Here is a 21,282-nt window from a genome sequence, read left to right on the forward strand (position 1 = left end):
TTTTAGACCAGCACTAAAAAGGAGAGCTAATGTTTATTCTGAACCGCCGAAACTTCATCAGCCTCGCGGCTGCGGGCGCCGCAGCGACCGCCTTTGCCGGACGTTTTGCCCATGCAGCTTCGACCGGTACGGAGGTCTTCACTTCCGACGAGGCCGGGCTTCTCGTAGACAGCACCGTGATCCTGGGAGAAAAGTCCGCCGTCGTCGTCGATGCGCAGTTCACCCAGGCCAATGCCGCAGCACTCGCGGATCTGATCGCAGCCACGGGTCGCAAGGTCGAGACCATCCTCATCACCCACTTCCACCCGGATCACATTCTCGGTCTCGCCGTGCTGATGGACCGTTTCCCGGATGCCAAGCCGGTCGCCCACGCTGCGGTTCAAGGCATGATCGCCCAGACCGCACAGCCAATGCTCGACCGCATCGGCGGCGCCGCGCCGGCAGGCGTCTTCGCCAGCCGGGTGGTGATCCCGGACGTACTCTCTGCCGACCACATCAAGCTGGAAGGCGAGCGTATCGAGGTCCTCGCCCCCCTCCACGGCGATACCGCACTCATCACGCCCCTGCACATTCCGGCCCTGAAGACCGTGATCGCGGCAGACATTGCCTATGCCGACACGCATCTCTGGCTGGAGGAAAACACGAAACCAGAACAGATCGCCGCCTGGCGCGAAAGCATCAAGACCCTGCAGGGATTGAATGCCGAAACGGTCATCCCCGGCCATCGCAAGGCCGACAGCAAGTCCGATGCATCGGTCTTTGCCCAGACCTCTGCCTATCTCGATCATTGGGAAAAGGCACTTGCCGAAAGCAAGTCGGCGGAAGAACTGAAGGCAGCCTTGCTCGCCGGCAACGAAGGGCTCGGCTTTGCCTTTGCGATCGACCGTGCCGTGGCAGCCGTCTACCCGCCGAAGTGACGCAATCCTGCTGTCGCCTGCCCTTCGGCAGGCGACAGCACTGGCCCAAAGTCAGACAACAAGTTCCCGCCGCTCGACTTCCGTCAGCATCGCGAGATCAAGGATCTTCTGCAGATTGGCTGCATGGCGGAAGTTCGGATCTTGAGCATGGCCGGACTGGATGGCGGCGATGAACTTCTGATAGTTCGTCTCGACCGGAGCGACCTCGATCTCCCGCCACACGCCTTGCTCGACATCGTCTCGCAGGCAGGCCTTGAGGGTCGATCCATCCACCCGGTGGATGACTTCGAGCGCGCCCTTGTCACCATGCACCCTGAGCCGCAGCTCGTTCAGGTGGCCGGTCGCCCAGCGGCTGGCATGGATGACCCCCATGGCGCCATTGGCGAACTCCGCCGTCATGGTGAAGCTGTCATTGGCGTCGAGATCGTATTCGCCGATCTTGTTGCCGGGCGCCTTGTCGAAGGTCTTCAACCGCGCAAAGACATGATCGATGTCCGTGGCGGCGCCATATCCGGCAAAGTCGAGAATATGGATGCCGACATCCCCGAGCACGCCATTCGATCCGTGCTTCGTCGAGAGCCGCCAGAGCCACTGGCTCTCGGTCGCCCAGTCACCCCAGGCCTTGGAGACCAGCCAGCTCTGCAGGTAGGAGGCCTCGATATGGCGCACCTTGCCGATCTCGCCACCGATGACCATCTGCCGGGCCTTCTGCACCGGCGCCACGTTGCGATAGGTGAGGTTGACCATGTTGACGAGGCCGGATTTCTCCGCCGCCGTCGCCATCTCGTCGGCCTTGGCATAATTCTCCGCCAGCGGCTTTTCGCACATGACATGCTTGCCGGCGGCGAGCAGCTTCAGCGTCGTCGGATAGTGCACGCGGTCCGGCGTGACATTGGTGACCGCATCGAACTCACCCCAGGCGATTGCCTTCTCCAGCGAAGTGAAGGTATTGGGTATGTCGTGGCGGGCCGCAAAGGCACGCACGGTCGCAAGGTCGAGATCAACCGCCGCGACGAGTTGGACGTCCGGGATGGTGGAAAAGTTCATCGCATGGGTATTGGCCATGCCACCCGTGCCGAGGATCAGAAGTCGAATGGGGGCAGCGCTCATTTGTAGCCTTCCTCACCGGCCTGATGCAGGCGCGGGCCGCGTTCGGTGATCGGCTCCAGGGCCTGTTCGACTGGAACATTCGGCGCATCATGCACGGCGCCGTAACGCGGCATCGAATTATAGGCCCATTTTACCCCGTTGCGGATGACCTGCTGCACGGTCGCATCATGATAAGTCGGATAGGTCTCGTGGCCGGGACGGAAATAGAAGATATTGCCCGCACCACGGCGCCAGGTGAGACCGGAACGGAAGATTTCACCGCCGGCAAACCAGGAGATGAACACGGTTTCCAGCGGCTCTGGCACCGAAAAGAACTCGCCGTACATTTCCTCGTTTTCCAGCACGAAATTCTCAGGAATACCGGCCGCGATGGGATGGCCGGGATTGACCGTCCAGATCCGCTCGCGCTCGCCGGCTTCTCGCCATTTCAGCGCGCAGGGCGTACCCATCAGCCGCTTGAACGGCTTGGAAAAATGGCCGGAATGCAGGACGATCAGGCCCATGCCTTCCCAGACACGCTTTGCCACCCGCTCGACGATCTCGTCGGACACGTCGCCATGCGCCTTGTGGCCCCACCAGACCAGCACATCCGTCTCCGCCAGCCGCTCGACCGAGAGGCCATGCTCCGGCTCCTGCAGCGTCGCCGTCGTTGCCTCGATCTGCGAATCCGTATTGAGCGCGGCGGCAATCGTCGCATGCATGCCGTCGGGATAGATCCCGCGGACAATGGCGTTTTCACGCTCGTGAATGTTTTCACCCCAGACAACCGTTCTGATCGTCACCTGTCTTCTCCTTGGTTAGCGCCAGTGCGACCAGCCATCGGCAATGCCTCAACGAGACCTATCAACCCCTCTGACCTACGCGGGCAAAGAATCGAAACCGGGGCCTGAGAGGAAAATTTGAAAGCGGTTTGGCAAGCAACATTTGCAAACTTGAAGGCCCATGTCAAATCGCATTGCAAGGGTTTTCAACACTCACTGGAATGCTTCCGCCGATCATGAGATCCTGTCGAAGTGAAACCACCTTGGAAGCGCTTTGACAGCCCGAGCCGAGAATTGCCAGAGTGGCAGCTTGCATGTGATAAGCGGCAGAAGCGGAGATGTTCCCGCAGGAGTTCGACGACACGACATGAAGCTCAAGGAATTTGCCAGAGAGATCGGACTGTCACCGACGACGGTAAGCCGCGCGCTCAGTGGCTATCCGGAAGTCAACGAGGCCACGCGCGCCCGCGTCATGGAAGAGGCGGCCCGTCTGGGTTACCGGCCCAACATCAATGCCGTCCGGCTGGCAACGGGCCGGGCCGGCGCCATCGGCGTGGTCATGACCAAGGCCGGCGACTACCAGTTTTCGGAGTTCATGAGCGGCATGGCCGATCGCCTCAGCAGCGAGGACATCGACATCCTCATTACGCCGATGGCCGAACACGATACCGGCGATGAATTGCAGCTCTACCGGCGCCTCGCCGAGAGCCGCCGCGTCGATGCCGTCGTCATCCATTCCCCGCGCCCAAGGGATCCCCGCATTGCCCTGCTCCACCAACTCAAACTGCCCTTCATCGTCCACGGCCGTTCGGCCACCGAGGTGCCGCATGCCTGGCTGGACATCGACAATGAGGGCGCCATCAAACGCAGCACCGAACATCTGCTCGATCTCGGGCATCGGCGCATTGCCCTTCTGAACGGTCGCGAAGGCCTGACATTCACGCTGCACCGCCTTGCCGGCTACAGGGCGGCACTGGCCGAACGCGGCGTTGCTTTCGACCCGAAGCTCGTGACCCATGGCAACTTCACCGACGAGATCGGCTTCCGGTTCGCCCGTACCGCCCTTGAGCAGCGCCCGCGCCCGACCGCTTTCGTTGCCGGATCGATGATGACGGCACTGGGAGTCTATCGTGCAGCCCGTTCGATGAACCTCGTCATCGGCCGCGACATCTCGGTCATCGCCCATGACGATGTCTTTCCCTATCTGACAGCCGAGAATATGGCGCCGTCACTTTCGACCACACGGTCGTCGATCCGCGCTGCCGGAAGCCGGATTACAGACCTGCTTTTGCAGATGCTTTCGGGACGCGAGGCGAGCGATATCGGCGAACTCTGGCCGATTGAATTGATCCTGCGCGAAACCAGTCGCCCTGCACCGAAGGATGCAGCCGAATGACGGGCGCGCGGCGAAACCGGGTCGTCGTCATCGGCCACATCAATCACGACCGCATCTGGCGGCTGAGCGAACCGTTGCGGGCCGGCGGCAGGATTGCCTGGACGTCGCGCGAAACGCGGCTTGGGGGTGGCGGATACTTCACAGCGAGACGGCTGCTGGAGCTCGGTCACCCCGTGGCTTTGCTGTCGAACCTGATGGATGACACCAATGGCGACGCCGCTCTTGCCGAGCTTCAGGAAGCCGGGTTCGACACGACGCTCATTGCCCGCCGCGAAGGCGCCACAGACTTTGCCGATATTCTGCTGGACCCGACAGGCGAACGGACGATCCTCTCCAGCGAGAGGCGCCTGTCGCGAACCTTCCTGCTCGATCAGCCGATCGCGGCCCTAGCATTTTATGTCAACGCGCCGAAGCTGCCGGAAGCGATCATCGCCTCACTGGCCGCAGCCCCCCTCGTGGTCTCGCAAATGCCCTTGCGTGAAGGCGAGCCGCGACCGGCGGATATCATGGTGGGCTCGAAGGCAGACCTTCCGGGCGTCAACCTGACGGATACCTGGCGGCGGGCGCAGGCGCTTGGCAGCGCCCGTCTCCGGCACCTGGTCATGACCGATGGACCGGGGGCGATCTCGGTCTTCGACGGAAAGGATGAAACAAGAGTGACCCTCAAGCGGGTCGTTCATGTCCGCGACACGATCGGCGCCGGCGACAGCTTCAGTGGCGCGCTGATACATGCCTTGCTGCGCGGAATCGACATCGTCGAGGCGAGCCGCAGCGCCGGGGACGAAACCGCAGACTGGCTGGAACGTCGCGAGGCACGATCAGCGCAGCAACAGCAAAATCCGGCCCCCCGCACCTTTGCCTGATCAGCATCCCGGAACCCACATGACAGCCTCGGAGTTGGAGGGGACTGGAACACGGTCCCATTTTTGCAGCCCTGGCAGGTCATGACACCTACTCGGAGCCATGTCCTCCTTTGAACATGGGGCCCTCACGGAAGCTTGAAGCCTGCTACGCGAGCAGTTTCAGAATAAGCAACCGACTTGCCCTATCAATTCATGACCTTTTTGGGTCTCTCATTTAACAAATCGAGATAATCGAATATCCTTTAAACATGAGGCTGATTCGAGAAAGCCTCGCGGGCTAAATGATTTAGCTGGGGATGCGGACATGCGGGAACAGATCGATATCGAGACCTGGGCGATGGTCAGGGCTCAGCAGATCGTCATGCAACACGGTGCCAATCTGGTCGTCGCCGCCCAGAGACTGGACCACAAGAAGACCACGGCAAATACGTATGCTTTGCGTGCAGCGATCATGACGTCGCTGATCGAAGCGCTGCATTCGCTGCAGGCACCGCCGGCTGAAACGGTCTCCCTGATGGAGATCCAGGCGGCCGCACACCAGGCCTGAAGCTTCACAAAGGGCGCGTCAGAACGAACGACGAAGCGACTTGGCCGGCAGCGGCCAGATGTCACCGATCAGCCGGTCATATTCCGGCGGTTCGAATGCTTCGAATCCACCACCCGGATAGAGCGTGAGTTCTCCGACGTAAAGCGCATCGCCCGTGTCGAAAAGGTCGACGCGGACGAAATCCAGATCACGCCCAAGGGTTTCCGACAGCGACACCATCAGGTCCAGCTGCTCCGGGCGCGGGATCTCGTGCGGATAGGGCGGATAATAATCCGGGTCGTAGAACGGCAGGCGTTCCCATGAACGCGAATAGGTGGCGGAGTAGCCCTGATCGTCGGTGCGGGTGTCGATGATGATATGCGACAGCCGACCGCCAAAGACAAAGCAACGATAGTCCCAGGGGATACCGCCGTCCTTGCTCAGCATCTTCTCGATGACCACCTTGCGGTCAACCTGTGAATAGGCCCATTCGCGATTGTAGCGGGCATGGTCGATCGACAGCCATTCACCGAAGGGATCGTTTCTCTTCAGCGTTTCGACGTCCTCGGGTGTATAGATGAATTCCCCAAGGCCACTGGCGTGGTTCGGTTTCACCACAGCCGGCAGCGGGATCTTGGACCAGTCGACGTCAGAGAGTCTCGTGCCCGCCCAATAGGTTGGTATGACATGCGCCGCACCGACCTTTTCGGCCACATAGTCCTTCACCGCCAGCTTGTCGACGAGCTTGCCATAGAGCGGATTGCGGTCATGGATCTTCCGGTACTGGACCTTCTCCGAGAAGGTCTTCGGGTGGTCAATATCGGGCCATTCGCCCTTGATGCTCCAGAACTTGAGCTGCACGTAGAGCTTGTCCGGCAGCGGCGCGATCAGGCGCCAGAAGATCCGCTTGAGCAGATAGCGGAAGGAGTTCTGGTCGTAACCAGCCCGGATGAAGCTTTCCTTCTGTTCGCTCGCCAATATGCCATCTCCGCTTCCGTTGCCGGCGAACTTTAGAGGTCCCGGTTTATCGTCGGGTTAACCGCAGCGTACAGGATACCACCTTTCCTCCAGCTTGATCGAAGCGGCCAGACATGCGAGCGTCCCGCCATGCGCATTCTGCTCGTGGAAGACACGCTCGACGTCGGAGAGGCGATCTCTCGCCGCTTTGAAACCATCGGCCATACCGTCGACTGGGAAACGAACGGCCGTGTCGCAGCCGAAATTCTTGATTTCACCGAATACGATCTCGTCATCCTCGACGTCATGCTGCCCGGCATGGACGGCTTCGCAATCCTGAAGCGCATGCGCGACAAGGGCAGCGCCGTGCCCGTTCTGGTGCTGACCGCGCGCTCCGAGATCGATGACCGCGTTGGCGCCCTCGACCTTGGAGCCGACGATTACCTCGTCAAACCCTTCGACTTCCGCGAACTCGAAGCCCGGGCGCGGGTACTGATGCGCCGCCGCGCCGGTGGCGAGGCAACCAACTTGATCGTCTGCGGCGACGTGCTGCTCGACCGCTCCCAACGATCGGTGAAGGTGGGCAATCGCGAAGTGCCGCTCAAGCGTCGCGAGATGACGCTGCTCGAAATCCTGGCCAGCCGGCCGGGACGGGTGTTCAGCAAGGACCAGCTCCTCGACCAGCTGTTCGGTTTCGATGAACCGGCGGGGCCGAATGCAATCGAGCTTTATGTCGGTCGCCTGAGAAAGAAGCTCGAAGGAGCCAAGGCCCGCATCGTAACCGTGCGCGGCGTGGGCTATCAGCTGGTGTCCGATGCAGAGGACTAGACGCTCTCTCTTCGCCCGACTGGTCATCCGTGTCGCCGTGGTTCTTGCCGGCGGCGCCGCGATCCTGGTAACCGCCGCGTGGTTCTATGCCCGCGCAGCCGCCGACGAAGCCTATGATCGGTTGCTCCAGGGCGCGGCCATCCAGATCCTCGACAGCCTGGTGGTCGAGGAAGGCCGGATCACCGTCGACCTGCCACCGAGCGCCTTTGAGCTCCTCGGCCTCGCGCCACGCGACAAGATTTTCTACCGCGTGGTGGCCCCCGACGGCTCTACGCTGACAGGCTATGAAGATCTCGACTTCCCCACCGATGTCACCAATGCCCGCACCGAGACGCTGTTCGAGACGGCGAGCTTCCGTGATCAACCGGTCCGCATGGTCGCCGCGAGCCGCGCCATTGCCGATCCCGTGATCGGCGGCTGGGCGAATGTGCTGATTGCCCAGACGACCGAAGCCCGGCAGGCGCTGACAACCGAACTCACCACGCGTGCGCTCGTGCTTGTTGGCGTCATGAGCCTGCTCGCGCTCGGCGGCACGGTCCTGGCCGTGCGCTATTCGCTGCGGCCGCTCGATGCGCTGGGCGATACGCTCCGCCGCCGCGACAGCCAGGACCTGACACCGCTGGCCGTCGACGTGCCCCGGGAACTCTCGCCCTTCGTCGAGTCGATCAACCACTTCATGCGGCGTCTCGATGATCGCCTGCGCCTCCTGCAACGCTTTATCGCCGACAGTGCTCACCAGATCCGCACGCCGCTGACGGCGCTGTCCGCCCAGGTCAGCCTGATCGACGAGAATGCGCTGTCCGAAAACGATCGCCGCCATCTCGACCGGGTGAAGGACCGTGCCTCGGAACTCGCGCGCTTCACCACGCAGCTTCTCAACCACGCCATGGTGATCCACCGCTTCGATTCCGTGCAGCTGTCGCCGACCGATGTCGTCGACGTGGCCCGCAAGGCCTTCCGCGCCGCCGTTCCGATTACCATCGACCCCGACATCGTCGTCTCCTTCGAGGCCCCGCCGGAAGCCTTGACCGTCATGGGCGATGCCCTGAGCCTGCGCGAGGCAATCGTCAACATCATCGACAATTCGCTCCGTCATGGCGTCGAAGCAAGCCTTGCCGTGCGTGTGATCAAGCGCGGCAATTTCGTCCTGGTCGAGGTGGAGGACGATGGCCCCGGCATCCCGGCGCAGGACTGGGCCCAGGTGACACGCCGCTTCGTCTCGTCGAAAACAGGCGAAGGCAGCTCCGGCCTCGGTTTTGCGATCGCCTCGGAAGTGGCAACGACACTGAACGGTGCATTGGCCTTTCGCGAACGCACTCCTCAGACCGGCTTTACCGTCTTCCTCGAACTCCCCCTGATCGATGCGAGGCCAGCCGCATGAACCTGTCGACGACAACACGCTCGTTCACCGCAGCTCTCGTCGCAGCAGCCCTCTGTACGACCTCAGTCCTTGCGCTCGAGGGCGATCGCTCGGTCTTTCCGGCTCTGGCAGAAGAGCGCACCCGGCTTGTCATAAACGGCGTCACCGACGCCGATGTGATCGCACCGCTGATCCGTAACTTCCAGGAGACGGCGCCGGACGTGACGGTCGAATTCAACGACTATGTCAGCAACGACCTCTTCCGCGAAGCGGAACTGGCCTGCCGCCTGAAACGCAGCCATGGCGACCTCTGGATTTCCTCCTCCGTCGACCATCTGGTGAAGCTTGCCAATGATGGCTGCGCGCGGGCACATCAGTCAGTGGAGACCGAAAGGGTCTCGGCCTGGGCCAACTGGCGCGACGAAGTCTTTGGCTTTGCCTTCGAGCCGGCCGTCATTGTCTATGATGCCTCCCAGGTGCCGCCGGAGGATGTGCCCCGCTCGCATGTCGAGATCGCCGAACTTCTGCGCCGCAAGCCGGACGAATACTGGACCCGGATCGGCACCTACAACGTCCAACTGTCAGGCGTCGGTTATCTGCTGGCCTTCCACGATGCCCAGCAGGCACCGACGAGCTACGGCCGCCTGCTCGAAAGCTTCAGCCGCGCCCAGGTGGTGACAAGTTGCTGCAACAAGGAAGTGCTGGATCTGATCGAAAGCGGCCGGCTGAAGATCGCCTACAACATCCTCGGCTCCTATGCCTATGCGCGCTATCTGCGCAACAACGACATGCGGGTCGTGGTACCCCGCGATTATACCTTGATCCTGACACGCGGCGCGATGATCCCGACCCATTCACCCCAGCCGGAACTCGCCGCCCGTTTCCTCGACTACCTGGTCTCCGAACGCGGTCAGCAGGTTGCGCGGGAGAAGGCCTTTTACTTCGCTGAAAATGCCCCCCTGCCGCCGGGGGTGGACGGCCCGATCTCCCTGATCGAATCCGGCATCGGCCGGCCGATCCGGGTTGGCCCCGCTTTGCTCGCCGCCCAGGACAGAGCAACCCGGGAAGAGTTCATCCGCAACTGGACCTCGCTCTTCGCACCCGGCGCCCCACAGCAATAAAAAAGGCTGGCGTCGCAGCCAGCCTTTAGAAGTGACAGGATGACAGACCTCAGTCTTCTTCCTGGAAGACCTCCTCGCGCTTCTTCTTGACGCTCGGAAGGAAGACCACGACCAGAACGGCAAGCGCAATCAGGAGAAGCGTCAAGCTGATCGGTCGGGTGACGAAGGTCGACGGGTCCCCGCGCGACAGGATCATCGCTCGCCGCAGGTTCTCTTCAAGCAATGGCCCGAGAACGAAGCCGAGCAGCAAGGGCGCCGGCTCGCAACGCAGCTTGACCAGCACATAGCCGATGAGCCCGAAGAAGGCGACGGCATAGAGGTCAAAGATATTGCCGTTGACGCTGTAGACCCCGATCGAGCAGAAGGCCATGATGATCGGGAATAGCACGTAGTAAGGGATCGTCAGGAGCTTCACCCAGAGCCCGATCAGCGGCAGGTTCAAGACCAGCAGCATCAGGTTGCCGATCCACATCGAGGCGATGATGCCCCAGAACAGCGCCGGCTGTTCGCTGGCGACGTTCGGACCGGGCACGATGCCCTGGATGATCATCGCACCGACCATCAGCGCCATGACCGGATTGGCGGGAATGCCGAGGGTAAGCAGCGGGATGAACGACGTCTGGGCACCGGCATTGTTGGCCGATTCCGGACCCGCGACCCCTTCGATGGCGCCATGGCCGAATTCCCCAGGGTTCTTCGCCATGCGCTTTTCGACCGTGTAGGACGCAAAGGATGCAAGGATCGCGCCGCCACCCGGCAGGATGCCAAGCGCCGAGCCAATGCCCGTACCGCGCAGCACCGGGCCGATCATCCGCTTGAAATCGTCACGCGTCGGCATCAGACCGCTGACCTTGGTGATCAGCACGGTGCGATTGCGGTCGCTTTCGAGGTTGCGCAGGATTTCGGCAACACCGAAAACGCCAACGGCGACCGCGACGAAGTTCAAACCATCCGCATATTCGGTGATGCCCATCGTGAAGCGCGGCGTGCCCGAATAGATGTCCGTGCCGACAAGCCCGAGCAGCAGGCCGAGTGCGACCATGGCAAGCGCCTTGATGATCGAGCCGTGGGCAAGCGCGATCGACGAGACCAGACCGACGATCATCAGGGAGAAGTATTCGGCCGCACCGAATTCAAGCGCGATGGCGGTGAGCGGCGGCGCAAAGATCGCGACGAGGAAGGTCGAGACGGTGCCGGCGAAGAAGGAGCCGATGGCGGCGATTGCAAGCGCTGCCCCTGCCCTTCCCTTGCGGGCCATCTGGTAGCCGTCGATCGCGGTCACTGCCGAGGAGGATTCACCCGGCATATTGATCAGGATCGCCGTGGTCGAGCCGCCATATTGCGCGCCGTAATAGATGCCGGCGAGCATGATCAGCGACGAGACGGGTTCGAGCTGGAAGGTGATCGGCAAGAGCATGGCGATGGTCGCTGTCGCGCCGATGCCGGGGAGAACACCGATCAGCGTGCCAAGGATGACGCCGACCAGGCAGAAGAACAGGTTCTCGATGGAACCAGCTGTCGAGAAGCCGAGGGCGAGATTGCTGATGAAATCCATGGTCGCCTCCTCAACGGAACCAGGGGCCGAAGCGTTCGAACGGCAGACCGAGGCCGTAACTGAACACGAGGACCGAGAAGAAGGTGATGCCGGTCGCAAGCGCCAGCGCTGCCGGAACCCGGAGCCGCTCCGAGGCGAAGCTTGCGATGAAGGCGGCAACGAAAAGGGCCGGCACGAAACCGGCGCCACGCACCAGAAGGCCGAAGACAATCGGTGCCGGCAGAATGAAGAGCATGCCGCGCCAGGCAATTGCGCCGATGACGTCACCCGTGACTTTCACGGACTGCACGAGAATGACGGCGCCAAGAAGCGTCAGCACACCGGCAAGCACGAGCGGAAAGTAACCCGGCCCCATGCGGAAGGCCGTTCCCAGTTCCAGCGACAGTGATTGAAAAACGAAGAAGAGGCCGAGCCCGATGAACAGCAGACCGCAAAGCAGGTTGGCCGTGTCGAAGCGTAAGGATTTCATGATGTCCCCCGACAAAAGGCGCGGACGGCCTTGGAACTGGCCGGCCGGCACGACAAGTCGCGGACCCGGTCGCAGGACCGGATCCGCACAGGTGTGGATGGATCAGTCGGCGTACTGGCCGGCAGCTTCGATAACCGGCTTCCAGCGCGCGATTTCGCTTTCAAGCTTGGCCTTGAGAGCCGCAGGCGTGACATCGGCCTCGGGCGACGGAGCGGTGCCGAGCTCGGCGAAGCGTGCGGCGACATTCTCGTCCTTGAGAGCCTTCTTGAGCGAGGCATTGAGCTTGTCGATCGCTTCAGCAGGCGTGCCCTTGGGCGTGTAGACGCCGTGCCAGATGCCGACCTGGAAGTCGGTGAGGCCACCTTCAGCCGCCGTCGGCACATCAGGCAGAACCGGCAGGCGCTCGGCAGAGGTCACGGCATAGGCCTTGATCGTGCCGCCCTGGATCTGCTTCGTCGTGTTGGTGGTCTGGTCACACATGATGTCGACCTGACCGCCGAGCAGATCGGTCATGGCCGGACCTGTGCCCTTGTAGGGAACTGTGACGAGCGGCGTCTCGATCTGGCTCATGAACAGCATGCCGCAGAGATGCGAGGCAGCGCCGATGCCGGCATTGGCAACCGTGACCTTGTCCTTGTTGGCCTTCACATATTCCACAAGACCCTTGAGGTCGGTCGGCTCGAAGTCCTTGCGGGCGACGATGGTCATGGGGACATCGGTGACGAGACCGACATAGTCGAAGGCATTCAGCGGATCATAGGCGAGCTTGCGGTAAAGGCTGGCGCTGGTCGCCATGCCGATGTGATGAAGAAGGATGGTGTAGCCATCCGGCTCCGAGCTCGCGACGCGGCCAGCACCCAGCGTACCACCGGCACCGCCGACATTCTCGACGAGGACCTGCTGGCCGAGATCCTTGGACATGGATTCAGCGACGAGACGCGCGACCGTATCTGTCGGACCACCGGCCGCAAACGGCACGACCATGGTGATCGAGCGCTCGGGATAGGTCTGGGCCGATGCAGATGCTGCGATGAAGGTTGCCGCAATGGCGGTCGCGCTGAAGAGCGACTTGAAGAAAGTCATGAAAGCCTCCCGGTTCGATTGATCCTGCCGGTTCGGCTCCTCCCGCCGGCATTGGATGGCCCGATCTTCTTCAGGTGAGGCCCGGTCACAATTGCCTCGGAGACATAGTGTTAAGCTATTCTGACCTGCCGCACCGCAACATGGGTAGGTTTCCGCCCAAGTCGCTTTTCGGATGTGTGGATTCCCACCCATCAGCCCGACTGCGACAGTGCAAGCGGCGCCTCAATCGCGGCCGTCGATGGCCAGGCTCTTGTCGAGACCGTGCTTCTGCATCTTCTCATAAAGCGTCTTGCGCGAAATTCCGAGCTGCTCGTAAACCGGTCGCAAAGCGCCCCCATGCGCGGTGATCGCATTGGCGATCAACTGCTTCTCATAGGCGGCAACCTTGTCGGCGAGACGTGTATTGGCGGTTTCGAGCGCCGCCGCACTGTCAAGGCCGGTTTCGAGCCCTAGCACCAGCCGATCGGCCGCGTTGCGCAATTCACGCACATTGCCCGGCCAGTCTCGCTCGGCGATCTCGGAGAGGATCTCCGGCTCGACTTCCATGTCGTCGCGCCCATAGCGGGCGCAGGCTTCACGCACCAGATGCAGGAAAAGCAGCGGAATATCGGCCCGCCGCTGGGCCAGAGACGGCACCCGAAGCGTCACCACATTCAGGCGGTAGAAGAGATCCGCCCGGAACCGCCCGGCGGCCACCTCGCCCTCGAGGTCCACCTTGCTGGTTGCGAGAAAGCGCACGTCGAGCGGCACCGTCTCGTTCGACCCGAGCCGCGTGATCGTCCGCTCCTGCAGCACACGCAGGAACTTCGCCTGCAGGTCGAAGGGCATCGAACCGATCTCGTCGAGCAGGATCGTGCCGCCACGCCCATGCTCGAACTTGCCGTAGCGCGCCCGGATGGCGCCTGGAAAGGCACCCGCTTCATGGCCGAAGAGTTCGCTCTCGATCAGGGTTTCCGGCAGCGAGGCGCAGTTGATGGCGAGGAAGGGTCCCTTGGCTCTTGCACTCACATCATGCAGGCCGCGTGCAACGACCTCCTTGCCGGCACCTGTCTCGCCGATAACAAGCGCGTCCGCCTCCGTCGCACCGATGGCCCGCATCCGGTAGCGCAGGTCGACCATGACGGGCGTTCGCCCCGGAAGCCGGGTCTCGATATCGTCCCGCTTGCCAGCGACAGCGCGCAGACGCCGGTTTTCAAGCACGAGCGACCGGCGATCCAGCGCATGGCGCACCACGCCTGCCAGCGCCTGGCTCGCAAACGGCTTCTCGATAAAGTCATAGGCGCCCTCGCGCATCGCCTTGACTGCGAGTTGCACCTCCCCGTGTCCGGTCACCAGGATGACGGGGATCTCATGATCGAGTTCACGAATGCGATGCAGGAGCGTCATCCCGTCCATGCCGGGCATGCGGATGTCAGAGACCACGACCCCGTCGAAACCAAAGCCGACCCTTGAGAGAACCTCCTCGCCGGAGGAAAAAGCCTTCACCTGCAGGCCATGCAGTTCGAGCGCCTGACTGGTGGAGAAGCGCAGCTCCTCCTCGTCATCGACGAGCAACACCAGACCTGAATTCATTCCGCCGCCTCGTTCAATGCTTCCGCTTGCAGGAGTTCGATCCGGAACAGCGCGCCGCCACCGTCACGCGGCCCGACCGTCAGGCTCCCGCCGAAATCCTTGATGATATTGTAGGAAATCGAAAGGCCGAGACCAAGTCCCTTGCCGACGCCCTTGGTAGTGAAGAAGGGATCGAAGATGCGCTCAACGATAGCAGGCGGCACACCCGGACCACGGTCGGCGATCTCGATCACCACCCGCCCCTGATCCCGCCGTGCCGACAGCTCGATCTTTCGGTCATCGAGACCTTCCACGGCATCACAGGCATTGGTGAGAATGTTGACCAGCACCTGCTGCAGGCGCACCGAGCCACCCTGCACCGGCGGCAATGCGGGTTCAAAGGCAAGCGACAGCGTCGCATCGGCGGTTCCGAGCCGCGCGGAGACGATTTCGAGCGTTTCCTCGACCACCTCCTCGATCGATATGGGTCCCAGCTTCTCGTTCGGCTTGCGCGCGAAATTGCGCAGGTGACGCGAGATGGAGGCCATCCGATCGATCAGGTTCGAGATCCGACCGAGATTGTCGCGCGCCTCGGAGATCCGGTCGCGGTCGATCAGCATGGTCGCACTGTCCGCATAGGTCTTGGCAGCGGCCAGCGGCTGGTTGAACTCGTGCGAGAGGGCGGCAGACATCTGTCCCAGCCCGGCGAGCTTGCCGGCTTGGATGAGATCGGCCTGCGTCTGGCGGAGCTGCAGGTTGACACGCGCGAGATCCGCCGTGCGCTCCTCGACCCGCCGTTCCAGCTCGGCCTGGGCCTCGATCTGCATATGCATGCGCTCCTGCAACCGGGCGCGACGCTGGATGACGACCGCAAGCCCCAGTCCGAACAGGCAAAGGAACAGCAGGATGGCAACCAGCATGGTCCGCGCCTGGGCGTGGATGGTGCCGGTATCGAAGAGCACCTTCACCGTCCAGTCAGCGTCGGGCATGTATTGTTCGAGCACGAGATATTCCCGAGATCCCGGCCCCTGGTTGACGGTCATCAGCACGTGATCATTGAGTGCGCTGCGCTTGATGGGAAGCTCCCGCAACACCGCATCCGAGTAACGCCGCGAGGTCGTGGTTCGCTCAAGCCGCTCGGGCGTCAGCGGCAGCACCGAGGCATAAAGCCATTCGGGGTTCCCGGTCATGAAGATGATACCTTCGGGATCATGCACAAGGATCTTGTATTCACCGCCGCGCCAGGAGGTTTCGATCCCCTCGATATCGACCTTGAAGGCGATGACGCCCATGACGGTGCCATCGACCTCGATGGGCGAAGAGAAATAGTAGCCGCGCTTGGCCGATGTCGTGCCAAGCGCGTAGAAGCGCGCCTGCTTGCCCGCAGCTGCCTCGTAGAAATAGGGACGATAGCTGAAATTCTCGCCGACGAAGCTCGCCTCACCGTCGAAATTGCTGGCCGCGATCGTGTTGCCGTCCATGGTCATCACATAGATGTCCGAGGATTCCAGCAGCGTATTGATTTCCTTCAGATAGACATTGGCCGCCTGTCGAAGCGCGGGATTGTCAGGTTGAAGTATGAGTTCCTTCATGTCGTCGTGGTCGGCGATCAGCGCCGGAAGCGTCTCGTAGCGGCTGAGATGGCCTGATAGTGCCGAGGTCGCCAGGCGCAGCGCGCTGTTTGCCTGCAGCGAGGCTTCTTCCATGACGTTGCGGGTGAGGAGCCTGTTGCCAAGCGTCAGCAAAGCGAGGCTCGCCACAACGAGTGTGATGACAAGCGCGATGATCATGCGCCGTGCCACAGCCAGTCTTCGTGCGGGTTGTATGGTTGCTGTGATCACGGCCTATCTCCTCACCGCGAGGATAGCGGCCTGTCCGCCGCTTTCCAAGCCGGCTTGCGCAGAGGACAATCGGCCAAAGGAAAAGCCGCCAGGCTTGAAAGGGCCCGGCGGCTCGAAACATGGCAGGGCTCTGCGGCAATCAGGCCGCGCGGCTGTGGGAATGCTGAGCCGGACGACGACCTTCCGGCGCGAGCTTGAACTGGTTGACAAGCTGCATCAGCGCATCCGCCTCGTCCGCCAGCTGACGGGTCGCGGCATTGGTCTCCTCGACCATGGCAGCGTTGCGCTGGGTCATCTGATCCATCTCGTTGACGGAGGAATTGACCTCTGCCAGGGCATTCGACTGGTCACGGCTCGCCATGGCGATAACCGAGACGCGGTCGGCGACCGTGATGATATTGGCTGAGATCTCGGCAAGCACCGAGCCTGTCTGCTGCACGAGCTTGGATCCGGCAGAGACTTCTGTGCTCGACTTGTGGATGAGCTCCTTGATCTGCTGGGCAGCACCGGCCGAACGCTGGGCGAGCTCACGGACTTCCTGGGCAACGACGGCGAAGCCCTTGCCGGCTTCGCCAGCACGTGCCGCCTCAATGCCGGCATTGAGTGCCAGAAGGTTCGTCTGGAAGGCGATCTCGTCGATGACGTCGATGATCTGAACGATCTGGCCCGACGCATCTTCGATCCGGCCCATCGCATCAATGGCGTTTCCAACAACCGTCGACGAGGTGTCGGCGCGGCCCTTGGTGTCGGCAACGATGGTGTTCACGTCCTCGGCCTGCTCGGCTGACGACTTGACGGTCACGGTGATCTCATCGACGGCAGCAGCCGTTTCCTCAAGCGACGCCGCCTGCTGTTCGGTGCGCTTGGCGAGTTGGTCGGCTGCACTGCTCATCTCGGCCGCATTGCGCTGGATCATGTAGGTGTTCGAGCGGATCTGCGTCATCGTATCCTGCAGATGTTCCAGCGACTGGTTGAAGTCGTTGCGCAACTGCTCCAGACGACCGTGGAACGGCGTATTGATGGTCTCTGAAATGTCGCCCTTGGCGAGACGTCCGAGGCCGGACGCAAGCGCCGTGACCGCAAAGTCGATCTGCCGGTCGATCTCCTGCTTTTCAAGATCGTTGCGACGACGTTCTTCTTCAGCTTCGGCACGCTCGGCCTCGCTGCGGCTTTCGATCTCGATCTTGGAGAGCGCGTTTTGCTTGAAGACGCCCAGCGCGCGCGCCATTTCGCCGATTTCGTCGACGCGGGCTTCGCCGTTGATCTTGGTGTCGAGCACCCCTTCCGCGAGGCGGCGCATGGCGCCGGTGATCTGGCCGATCGGACCCTTGAAGGTGAGCACGAGGCCAATGCCGGCGAAGATGGAGATCAGAATGCCGAGGCCGGTCGCACCGATCGAGATGGAGTTCGCGTCCTGGCGCTCCTGGCCCGCCGAGACCTTCTGCATTTCGGCAAACGTGGTCAGCTGTTTCCAGATGACATTCAGGTCAGCACCTGCCTCGTCGAAGCTCGATTTGCGCTCCTGGCTGACCTTCACCAGTTCCGCGCTTGCACCGATCATGGAATCCACGGCCGGGCCGAGTTCCTTCTTCACCTGCATCAGGATCGGCTGGTCGGCAGCGGTCTTGTCGAGGGCGCCAAGGAACTTCTTCACGGCATTGAACTGCTGCTCAAGCAGCATGCGGTTCTGTTCGGTAGGCTCAAGCAGGAAGCGCGCCATCATGATCTGCAGCGCGTAACCGGCGGCCATGACCTGGCGGCCGTCGGCGATGACGGCCTGGGCCTTGGCCACGGGCGCATCGAGCTCGCCGAACTTGATCGTCGCTTCCTTCATCTTCTGCTGGGCAGCAAGCCCGAGATAGGCATTGAGCTGGGTGAAATTGCGCAGCTTGCCGGCGAGATCGGTGATGACGACCTCGGACTTGTCGTTGGCAGCAACGGCAGCCTTCAGTTCGCCGCCGATCTTCTCAAGCGTCTTGGCAGCTGACTGGTTTGCCTTGGGCAAAACAGCGGCCAGAACCTGCTGGCGCGCGATGATTTCATCGACGCGGGCAGTAATGACGGCAAACTTCTCGTCCGGCGTCTTGGCCTTGGTGAAAGCGGAATTGGTTTCGGTCAGGAATGTCCCGGTGCTGCGGATACTCTCGGCGTCTCGCAACATGGTCTTGGCGGCGGCATCGTCACCCTGCACCGCGCGCTCCATCGTTGCCATGGCGGCCGTCACGCGGCCCTGGGCGACAACAATCTGCTTGGTGCCCTGCTGCAGCGTCGCAACGAGATTCGACTCGGAAGCATGCAGTGTCCAGAGATCATTGATGTGCACGAAGACCTGGTCGATCAGCTTTCCCGCCTCTTCCAGCTCAACCCGGCCATCGGCATCGGGCGCGAGCTGCGCAAGCGTGCTTTCGAGATCGCGCTTCTGCTGTTCGAGGCGACCGGTCAGGTCTGCCCTGGTTTCGTCCGTGGTATTGGCCAGGAAGGATGTCATCGATGCCGACACGTCGCGGAACCCACTCAGCGACTGCAACACGCTGTTGGAGATCTCGATACGACCCTGAAGAAGACCGGACGCATAAAGGCCGGTGAAACCGACGGCCGAGATGCTGATCACGAAGGGAAGTATGAAAATCAAGACCTTCGTCTGAATGTTGAAGCGCGACAATATACGGTCGATGAACACGGTTGTGGTCTCCTCCGACGTCGCTGGCGGGAAGAAACCACGGCCACCGACATCTCTGCCTGAATCCCCTGGAGCATGGGCAAGGAAGACTAACATGAGCTTAATGGAGACAGTCGAATAGCCTGCGGACGCGATGTCCGAGGACAACAGAAGCCCGGGTACGCGCAGCAACCCAGGGTAAGCTTAAATTGACGAGAGAAGGCATGCGAGATGGATGATCTCGCATGCTCAAGCGGCAACGACTGTCTGAACCGCATCCGGGAGGCTTAACGCATGTCCTCGATCGCGACCGGATCGACGTCGGTATAGTCGACATTGTCGCCGGCCATAGCCCAGATGAACGAGTAATTCGCCGTGCCCGCACCCGAATGGATCGACCAGCCGGGCGACAAGACCGCCTCTTCGCTCTTCATGATGATGTGCCGGCTTTCGTCAGGCTCTCCGAGAAGATGGAAGACGCGCGTCTTCTCCGCCATGTCGAAATAGAGATAGACCTCCATGCGCCGGTCATGGATGTGGCACGGCATGGTGTTCCAGACGGAACCCTTGGCGAGGCTGGTCATGCCGACAACGAGCTGGCAGGTCTTGACACCTTCGGGGTGTACGAACTGGAAGATCGAACGCTCGTTGCTGGTTTCCTGGGCGCCGAGATCCAGCCGCTTTGCATCGCTGATGCCGATATGGCGTGCCGGGTGGCGGGTGTGAGCGGGCGCGCTGAGGAGGTAGAACTTGGCCGGCTGGTCTGCGGAGACCGAGGCGAAACGGACGGCCGAGCCCATGCCAGCATAGACCATGTCGCGGGTCCCTGCCTCGAAGCGTTCGCCATCAACCGTCACCACGCCTGCGCCACCGATATTGACCGCGATCAGTTCGCGTCGCGCAAGAAGCTCCGGCGTGCCCGCAGGCTTGATCGTCTCCAGCGTCAGCTCCGACGACACCGGCACCGCGCCGCCGACGATCATGCGGTCGTAATTGGTATAATGCAGCTGGATACGGCCTGGCACGAAGAGCGGTGGCAGCAGGAAATTCGCCCGCAATTCATCTGTGCCGAAGCCGGCGGCCGTCATCGGATCGATCGCGAAGCGATTGGTGAAATCAGTGTGCGACATCATTCCTCCCATACATGTTAGTTGAACTTATCATACATGTTGACCCGAGAGCGGCAAGCGTAAAATTCTTTTCATTTTGGAGAGGACAGCCTCGAATCCCGATTCAAGGTCACGGACTCATAAGACAGGTCGTCAGCTACGAGGCAACGGATAGACCACCTGTCCATCCTCCTCGCCGCGCGGAAACGCCCCTTCCCGGTTGCGCCGCTCCGCCTCACGGTAGCCCTGCGGGCTGATCCCGATATAGCGCTTGAACATCCGGGAGAAGTAATAGGCGTCAGCATAGCCGGAGAGTGCGGCCGCCCGCTTCACCGTGCAGCCCCCGGCAAGCAACCCCATGGCGCGCTCCATCCGCTTGAACTCCTGGAACTTGTCCAAAGTCCAGCCGACGCGTTTGCGGAATTCCCGCTTGAAATAATCGGGATTGTAGGGTGCCGCCGCGAGCACCTGCTGGGTGATCGCTTCGTTGAGCGGATCGGCTGCGATCTGGCTGGCGGCGACCATCACCGCGAGTGAGAGCTGATCCGGATTGGCGACGGTGCCGACCGACTGCTCCCGCCAACCGATGAAAGCCTGCTCGATGAACTCGATCAGCAGGAACATGAAGACGTGGTGTTGTTGCAGGGTCGTCGAATAGGGTGGCGCAGTCTCGCGAAAATGCCGCACCACTTTCTCCAGCATGTCCCAGCGGGCAAGCTTGACGGACAGCGCGAGATCCATCTGCGCAATCAGGTCGAGGCGACCAAAGAGGTCGAGCGTGAAGTGCTGGGCAATGCCGGTATAGGCCTCGACCGAAGCCGATTGCCCGACGAACCGCGTGCCCGCAGGCAGCAACATCGCCGAACCCGGTTCGATCTCCACCGTCCGCCCCTCGACTTCGTAGATGCCGCGCCCGCTCAGGCAGATCACAAGGTCATGCACCCGGTTCGACTTGTCGATCGACCAGGTCTGCGAATGCTGCATGCGGATGGTCGAGCGGGTGAGGTTGAGCGCCAGCGCCTGCATCGGGATGCCGGTCAACACGCTACCTTCAGTTTCGTCCATCATTTTTCCCCTCTTTGTCGATTTCCGCTTGATGCAACTGGCGGGATATTAGGCACAGGACCGGTCGTCTTGGGAAGGCCGGGGAGGATATCAGGAGGAGAAGGAACGACA

General features: G+C 61.7%; 18 protein-coding genes. 7 read left to right on the top strand and 11 right to left on the bottom strand.

The window, feature by feature from the left end; genetic code table 11:
• Positions 1 to 29 precede the first annotated feature (29 nt).
• Positions 30 to 917, top strand: a complete 888-nt coding sequence (locus J2045_RS01570; protein WP_307368515.1) for an MBL fold metallo-hydrolase — start codon at positions 30 to 32, stop codon at positions 915 to 917.
• Positions 918 to 968: 51 nt separating this feature from the next.
• On the opposite strand, the gene J2045_RS01575 is transcribed toward J2045_RS01570, so the two are convergent.
• Positions 969 to 2,027 carry a Gfo/Idh/MocA family protein gene (locus tag J2045_RS01575; RefSeq protein ID WP_307368518.1) on the bottom strand — a complete coding sequence of 353 codons (1,059 nt, stop codon included), beginning with the start codon at positions 2,025 to 2,027 and terminating at the stop codon, positions 969 to 971.
• On the bottom strand, positions 2,024 to 2,809 hold the full coding sequence (locus J2045_RS01580) for a ThuA domain-containing protein (protein WP_307368520.1): 786 nt from the start codon (positions 2,807 to 2,809) through the stop codon (positions 2,024 to 2,026). Before J2045_RS01580 ends, J2045_RS01575 begins: the two co-directional genes overlap by 4 nt.
• A gap of 346 nt (positions 2,810 to 3,155) precedes the next feature.
• Here J2045_RS01580 and J2045_RS01585 point away from each other — a divergent pair, with 346 nt between their 5' ends.
• The 3 genes from J2045_RS01585 (at position 3,156) to J2045_RS01595 (ending at position 5,594) form a co-directional block, all read left to right on the top strand.
• Complete coding sequence (locus tag J2045_RS01585; RefSeq protein ID WP_307368523.1) at positions 3,156 to 4,184, top strand: substrate-binding domain-containing protein; 1,029 nt, start codon at positions 3,156 to 3,158, stop codon at positions 4,182 to 4,184.
• Positions 4,181 to 5,047 (top strand): PfkB family carbohydrate kinase, encoded by an 867-nt coding sequence (locus J2045_RS01590; protein ID WP_307368525.1) that lies wholly within the window; start codon positions 4,181 to 4,183, stop codon positions 5,045 to 5,047. Before J2045_RS01585 ends, J2045_RS01590 begins: the two co-directional genes overlap by 4 nt.
• Positions 5,048 to 5,351: 304 nt before the next feature.
• A complete protein-coding gene (locus J2045_RS01595) occupies positions 5,352 to 5,594 on the top strand; it encodes a hypothetical protein (protein WP_307368529.1) in 243 nt (80 codons plus the stop codon).
• Between the two features lie 18 nt (positions 5,595 to 5,612).
• Here J2045_RS01595 and J2045_RS01600 read toward each other — a convergent pair whose 3' ends face one another.
• Positions 5,613 to 6,551, bottom strand: coding sequence for an ATP-grasp fold amidoligase family protein (locus J2045_RS01600; protein ID WP_307368532.1), 939 nt, complete (start codon positions 6,549 to 6,551; stop codon positions 5,613 to 5,615).
• 129 nt (positions 6,552 to 6,680) lie between these two features.
• Here J2045_RS01600 and J2045_RS01605 point away from each other — a divergent pair, with 129 nt between their 5' ends.
• Genes J2045_RS01605 through J2045_RS01615 form a run of 3 tightly spaced genes read left to right on the top strand, consistent with a single transcriptional unit; the run spans position 6,681 to position 9,839 of the window.
• Positions 6,681 to 7,358 carry a response regulator transcription factor gene (locus J2045_RS01605; RefSeq protein ID WP_307368535.1) on the top strand — a complete coding sequence of 226 codons (678 nt, stop codon included), beginning with the start codon at positions 6,681 to 6,683 and terminating at the stop codon, positions 7,356 to 7,358.
• On the top strand, positions 7,345 to 8,739 hold the full coding sequence (locus J2045_RS01610) for a sensor histidine kinase (protein ID WP_307368539.1): 1,395 nt from the start codon (positions 7,345 to 7,347) through the stop codon (positions 8,737 to 8,739). The genes J2045_RS01605 and J2045_RS01610 overlap by 14 nt, the downstream gene beginning before the upstream one ends.
• A complete protein-coding gene (locus J2045_RS01615) occupies positions 8,736 to 9,839 on the top strand; it encodes an ABC transporter substrate-binding protein (protein WP_307368543.1) in 1,104 nt (367 codons plus the stop codon). Before J2045_RS01610 ends, J2045_RS01615 begins: the two co-directional genes overlap by 4 nt.
• Before the next feature lie 49 nt (positions 9,840 to 9,888).
• Here J2045_RS01615 and J2045_RS01620 read toward each other — a convergent pair whose 3' ends face one another.
• The 8 genes from J2045_RS01620 to J2045_RS01655 all read right to left on the bottom strand — a co-directional run bounded on the left by J2045_RS01620 (position 9,889) and on the right by J2045_RS01655 (position 21,171).
• Complete coding sequence (locus tag J2045_RS01620) at positions 9,889 to 11,394, bottom strand: tripartite tricarboxylate transporter permease (protein ID WP_307368546.1); 1,506 nt, start codon at positions 11,392 to 11,394, stop codon at positions 9,889 to 9,891.
• Positions 11,395 to 11,404: 10 nt separating this feature from the next.
• Positions 11,405 to 11,863, bottom strand: coding sequence for a tripartite tricarboxylate transporter TctB family protein (locus tag J2045_RS01625; protein WP_166598855.1), 459 nt, complete (start codon positions 11,861 to 11,863; stop codon positions 11,405 to 11,407).
• A 102-nt stretch (positions 11,864 to 11,965) separates the two neighbouring features.
• Positions 11,966 to 12,946 carry a tripartite tricarboxylate transporter substrate binding protein BugD gene (locus J2045_RS01630; protein ID WP_307368551.1) on the bottom strand — a complete coding sequence of 327 codons (981 nt, stop codon included), beginning with the start codon at positions 12,944 to 12,946 and terminating at the stop codon, positions 11,966 to 11,968.
• Positions 12,947 to 13,168: 222 nt separating this feature from the next.
• Entirely contained in the window at positions 13,169 to 14,518 is a 1,350-nt protein-coding gene (locus J2045_RS01635) for a sigma-54-dependent transcriptional regulator (protein WP_307368554.1), read from the bottom strand.
• Positions 14,515 to 16,287 (bottom strand): sensor histidine kinase, encoded by a 1,773-nt coding sequence (locus J2045_RS01640; RefSeq protein ID WP_307369229.1) that lies wholly within the window; start codon positions 16,285 to 16,287, stop codon positions 14,515 to 14,517. The genes J2045_RS01635 and J2045_RS01640 overlap by 4 nt, the downstream gene beginning before the upstream one ends.
• A 190-nt stretch (positions 16,288 to 16,477) precedes the next feature.
• Positions 16,478 to 19,018 (bottom strand): methyl-accepting chemotaxis protein, encoded by a 2,541-nt coding sequence (locus J2045_RS01645; protein ID WP_307368557.1) that lies wholly within the window; start codon positions 19,016 to 19,018, stop codon positions 16,478 to 16,480.
• 266 nt (positions 19,019 to 19,284) lie between these two features.
• Entirely contained in the window at positions 19,285 to 20,127 is an 843-nt protein-coding gene (kduI, locus tag J2045_RS01650) for a 5-dehydro-4-deoxy-D-glucuronate isomerase (RefSeq protein WP_307368560.1), read from the bottom strand.
• Positions 20,128 to 20,259: 132 nt separating this feature from the next.
• Positions 20,260 to 21,171, bottom strand: a complete 912-nt coding sequence (locus tag J2045_RS01655; RefSeq protein ID WP_370872966.1) for an AraC family transcriptional regulator — start codon at positions 21,169 to 21,171, stop codon at positions 20,260 to 20,262.
• Positions 21,172 to 21,282 lie beyond the last annotated feature (111 nt).

The sequence above is a fragment of the Peteryoungia aggregata LMG 23059 genome, from assembly GCF_030814435.1.
Classification (GTDB): domain Bacteria; phylum Pseudomonadota; class Alphaproteobacteria; order Rhizobiales; family Rhizobiaceae; genus Allorhizobium; species Allorhizobium aggregatum.